Source organism: Actinomycetota bacterium, from assembly GCA_036280995.1.
Classification (GTDB): domain Bacteria; phylum Actinomycetota; class CALGFH01; order CALGFH01; family CALGFH01; genus CALGFH01.
On the sequence record DASUPQ010000929.1, the window covers coordinates 1 to 4,395 of the forward strand.

Sequence of the window (4,395 nt, forward strand, 5' to 3'; positions counted from 1 at the left end):
CCTGGCGGCGGCGCTGCAGGGCGTTGGGGCCGCGCCGCCGGCCACGGGACGGCGGCCTGACCGGGGCCGAGAACTCGACGTCGCGAACCCACAGCGAGACGATGCTCCCGGAGACGCCGAGGCGGGCGGCGATGTCGGCCAGGGGCAGGCCGGTGCGGCGCAGCGGCGTGCCTGCCGGCGTTCGGCGAGCTTGCCCCGGTGGCCCATGGGCGCATCCTCGCGTAACGGCGTGACGGTTCGGGCGATGCATCCACAGGGGTGCGACTTAGCACGCCTTTAGGCTGGCCGGGCGATGATCCCGGCAACTTCACCCGAGGGGGAGGCTGCATGAGCCGGACGGGCAGGCTGGTCATCGTGGGCGTGGTGGTGCTGGTCCTGGCCCTGGGCGGCGGGTACCTGCTGTTCGCCTCCCGGACCTCGGACTCGCCGCCGCCGGCGGCCCTCGACCCGGTGCCCACGACCACCGCCGGGCAGGCCACCGAGGACACCCAGGCCGAGGGCGCGGCCACCCCGGACGGCACCTGGCAGGTCAGCGACGACGGCTCGTCGTACGTCGGCTACCGGGTCACGGAGCAGCTGGCCTCCCTCAGCAGCCCCAACGAGGCGGTCGGCCGGACCACCGCGGTCACGGGGACCATGGAGGTGGCCGGCGACACCGTGGAGTCGGTGAAGATCGAGGCCGACCTGACCCAGCTGACCAGCGACGAAAGTCGCCGCGACAACGCCATCCGCATGCGCGGCCTGGAGTCGGAGCGGTACCCGACGGCCACCCTGGAGCTGGCCGAGCCGCTCCAGCTCGCCACCACACCCGCCCAGGGCCAGGAGGTGCGCGGCGAGGGCAAGGGCCGGCTCACCGTCCACGGGGTCACCCGCGAGGTCGACCTCGACCTCCAGGGCGTCTGGTCCGGGTCGACCATCCAGGTCGCCGGCCAGCTCCCGGTCAAGATGACCGACTACCAGATCGAGCCGCCCCGCTTCGGCCCGGTCGTCTCGATCGAGGACAGCCTGGCCGTCGACCTCAAGCTGGTGTTCGAGCGCGCCTAGACGCCGGTCAGGATGAAGACCAGCTGGGTCATGTCGAACAGGACGTGGGCCAGGATGAGCGGCCACAGCCGCCGGGTCCGCTGGAAGTACCAGGCGTACATCAGCCCGAGGCCGAAGATGGTCAGCGCCGCCCCCAGCCCCTGGTAGACGTGGAGCGCGGCCCACAGGACGGTCGGCAGCAGCAGGATGGCGGCGGTCGAGGCCCGCAGCTGCTCGAGGCGGGTCTGGGCGTAGCCGCGGACCACGATCTCCTCGGTCACCCCGGCGGTGACGGCGATCAGCACCGCCTGCAGCGACCGGAACCACAGGGGCAGGTTCTCGGACAGGAAGTCGACCTCGCGCGTGCCGAAGTACTGGAACAGCTGGGCGAGGACCAGCACCAGGATGAAGCTGGCCACCCACAGGATCAGCCCCATGGCGAGGTCGCCGCCGCGGAAGCGGGTGAGGCCGATCCCGGGCCAGCCCTCGCGGCTGCGGGCCAGCAGGTAGCCGATCACCAGCACCGGCGACCAGGAGATGAACAGGTCGATGACGATGCCGATCAGCGACGGCGCCACCTCGGCCTCGGTCTCGCCGGTGGCCGCGGCTCCCAGGGCCAGGAACAGCAGCCCGAGCAGGCTGGGCGCGAAGGCCAGCAGCAGGATCAGGCCCAGCTCCTTGCGCAGCAGCCGGGGCGGGCCGGGCGGCGGCGGCACCGGGTTGCGCCCCGGCGGCCCGGGCGGCCCGGCCTGGCCCGGTGGGACCCGGTACGGCCCCTCGACCGGCACCCCGAAGGGCATGGTCTGGGGCTGGGACCAGGCGTCCGGCGGCGGAGTGCCCGGTGGGGGAGCCCATGCGGGGGGGTCGGCCGGCGTCCGCGGCCAGGGCTGCTGGCCCGGTGGTGTCGGCGGATCGGTCGGGTCGGCCACGAGGCTCCTTGCGGACGTCGGGAATCCCCAGCGTAGCGCAGGCGGCGCAGTTCACCGTTGTGTAACGGCTGGCTGAGGGTCCGGCCAGCAGCCGCCCACTCGTGATATCGTGCCGTCCGATCTGCCCCAAACCCACGTCGTCCGGCCAGTTGTGACGGGCGACGGGAAGGAGACGCGTTCTATGCTCGCCTACCTCGATGCTGCATCGGGCAGCCTGATCGTGCAGGCGATCGTGGCCGGCGCCGCTGGTGCGGCCGTGTTCTTCAAGCTGGGCTGGCGCAGGATCACCTCCCCGTTCCGCCGCCATACCGCCACCGCCGAGGTCGGCGAGCACGACGAGCGCTGAGCGGCGCCCCTTCATAGAGCACAAACGGTAGGAACTGGATGAGCGATCTGGAGCTGGAGCCTGCGTCGTTCCGGGACCCGGCGAGCACGGTGGCGTACCTCGACGGCCGGGTCCTGCGCGGCCTGACCAAGGAAGGCGCCGCCGACTTCGACACCCTCGCCGCCGCCCCGTTCTTCGCCAAGGCCATGGACGAGGGCAAGCTGGTCAGGACCACCCAGGTCCCCATCGAGGACCTGCCCCAGAGCGTCCGCGGCGACGCCTGGGTGCGGGCGCTGGAGCACGAGCGGATCCCGTTCGTCAGCTACCCGTACGAGTGGACCTTCTCCATGCTCCGCGACGCCGCCCTGGTCCACCTGGACCTGCTGCTGGCCGCCCTCGACGCCGACCTGACCATGAAGGACGGCTACGCCTACAACCTCGCCTTCGTGGGCTCGCGGCCGACCTTCATCGACGTCGGCTCGTTCGAGCGGGTCCGGCCCGGTGAGCCGTGGGCCGGCTACCGGCAGTTCTGCCAGACGATGCTGTATCCGCTGCTGCTCCAGGCCCACAAGGACGTCCGCTTCCAGCCGTGGCTGCGCGGCGCCGTCCAGGGCATCCAGCCCCAGGACCTGGCCAAGCTGTTCAGCGGCACCGACAAGATGAAGCCGGGCGTGCTCAAGCACGTCTCGCTCCACGGGGCCATGGACCAGCGCTACTCCAGGTCCCGGGCCCAGGACACCCAGAAGGAGCTGAAGGCGGCCGGGTTCTCGACCGAGCTCCAGAAGGCCACCGTGGCCGCCATCCGCAAGCTGGTGGCCAAGCTGGAGTGGAGCCGCTCGGCCTCGGAGTGGAACGACTACCAGCGGACCAGCACCTACACCGACGCCGAGCGCGAGACCAAGGCCGCCTTCGTCGCCAAGGCCCTGGAGGGCAAGGGGGCCAGGCTGGTCTTCGACCTCGGCGGCAACGACGGCACCTACTCGCGGGTGGCCGCCGGCCACGCCGACTACGTGGTCTGCGCCGACGGCGACGACCTGGTCCTCGACGGCCTGTACCGCTCCCTGCGCCAGGAGGGCAACCACCAGATCCTGCCCGCCTACCTGGACCTGTCCGACCCCTCGCCCGGCCTCGGCTGGCGGGGCCGCGAGCGCGCCGGCTTCTTCGACCGCTCGCGCCCCGACGCCGTCCTCGCCCTGGCCCTGCTCCACCACCTGGCCATCACCGGCAACGTCCCGCTTCCCGAGCTGGTCGACTGGCTGCACAGCCTCGGCGGCCGCCTGGTGGTCGAGTTCGTCGACCCCACCGACCCCATGGCCGACCGCCTCCTGGCCAACAAGCCCCCGGGGATGCACGGCGACTACCGCCGCGAGGTGTTCGAGCGTCTCCTCGAGGCCCGCTTCGACATCGCCGACCGCCAGGAGTTCCCCTCCGGCACCCGCACCCTCTATCACGCCACCCCGCGCCGCTAGCCCCCGCGGTACGATCCGGGCAAAGGGGCTGTAGCTCAGTCGGTCAGAGCAGGCGGCTCATAACCGCTCGGTCGCAGGTTCGAGGCCTGCCAGCCCCACCAAGCAAGGCAAGCAAGCCTAGCACGGCTTGCCGAGGGGCTGGCATCCCTGGTCATTCCGTTGGTCATTCCACTTGGTTGACGTGGTCAACTGCTGAGGCGGGTGGGTTGATGTTGACCGGCTGGTGGATGCAGCAGGCTGCGCGGCCAGAGCCTCCGGGCGGCCACGACGTTGACTTCTGCGGCGTACAAGGTGAGCCGTGCGCCCAGATACAACCAGAACAGCAGGCCAAGGACGATCGCGAACACCCCATACACCTGGCTGGTGTGACGCAGGTAGTGGCCGACCAGGTAGCCACCGACAGCTTGCAGGACCTGCCAGGCCACCCCAGCGACCAGCGCACCAGCAAGCAGCTGTCGGGTCGGGATCTGTCTTGGGGTGAGCACCCGGAACGCCAGCAGGAACAGCCCGGCGTTGACCGCGGCTGCGGCCGCGAGATTGGCGAGCGCTACCGCGACCGCCTTGCCGCCGTAGCTGCCAAGCCAGGTCAGCAGGCTGGTCGCGGCCAGGCCAACGGCGAAGACCACCAGCAGCAGCAGCCCACGGACCT

6 protein-coding genes and 1 tRNA gene are annotated in these 4,395 nt (G+C 71.3%); 4 read left to right on the plus strand and 3 right to left on the minus strand.

The window, feature by feature from the left end; translation table 11 throughout:
* Window positions 1-250 (minus strand): hypothetical protein (locus VF468_30980; GenBank protein ID HEX5882710.1); only part of this gene is annotated, 250 nt, incomplete at its 3' end.
* Window positions 251-327: 77 nt separating this feature from the next.
* Between VF468_30980 and VF468_30985 the strand changes: the two genes are divergently transcribed.
* Complete coding sequence (locus VF468_30985; protein ID HEX5882711.1) at window positions 328-1,044, plus strand: YceI family protein; 717 nt, start codon at window positions 328-330, stop codon at window positions 1,042-1,044.
* Here VF468_30985 and VF468_30990 read toward each other — a convergent pair.
* Entirely contained in the window at window positions 1,041-1,952 is a 912-nt protein-coding gene (locus VF468_30990) for a CPBP family intramembrane glutamic endopeptidase (protein ID HEX5882712.1), read from the minus strand. The two genes, VF468_30985 and VF468_30990, sit on opposite strands and share 4 nt — an antisense overlap.
* A 181-nt stretch (window positions 1,953-2,133) precedes the next feature.
* Here VF468_30990 and VF468_30995 point away from each other — a divergent pair, with 181 nt between their 5' ends.
* The 3 genes from VF468_30995 to VF468_31005 all read left to right on the plus strand — a co-directional run bounded on the left by VF468_30995 (window position 2,134) and on the right by VF468_31005 (window position 3,847).
* Complete coding sequence (locus tag VF468_30995) at window positions 2,134-2,298, plus strand: hypothetical protein (protein ID HEX5882713.1); 165 nt, start codon at window positions 2,134-2,136, stop codon at window positions 2,296-2,298.
* 38 nt (window positions 2,299-2,336) lie between these two features.
* Window positions 2,337-3,746 carry a methyltransferase gene (locus tag VF468_31000; GenBank protein ID HEX5882714.1) on the plus strand — a complete coding sequence of 470 codons (1,410 nt, stop codon included), beginning with the start codon at window positions 2,337-2,339 and terminating at the stop codon, window positions 3,744-3,746.
* 24 nt (window positions 3,747-3,770) lie between these two features.
* Window positions 3,771-3,847 (plus strand) — tRNA-Ile (locus tag VF468_31005).
* An 84-nt stretch (window positions 3,848-3,931) separates the two neighbouring features.
* On the opposite strand, the gene VF468_31010 is transcribed toward VF468_31005, so the two are convergent.
* The coding region (locus VF468_31010; protein HEX5882715.1) for a YhjD/YihY/BrkB family envelope integrity protein at window positions 3,932-4,395 on the minus strand (464 nt) is incomplete at its 5' end.

Excerpts from the sequence above, each read along its gene's own strand:
- VF468_30985 (HEX5882711.1), top strand. The coding sequence starts at position 328 with ATGAGCCGGACGGGCAGGCTGGTCATCGTGGGCGTGGTGGTGCTGGTC.
- VF468_30995 (HEX5882713.1), top strand. The coding sequence starts at position 2,134 with ATGCTCGCCTACCTCGATGCTGCATCGGGCAGCCTGATCGTGCAGGCG.
- VF468_31000 (HEX5882714.1), top strand. The coding sequence starts at position 2,337 with ATGAGCGATCTGGAGCTGGAGCCTGCGTCGTTCCGGGACCCGGCGAGC.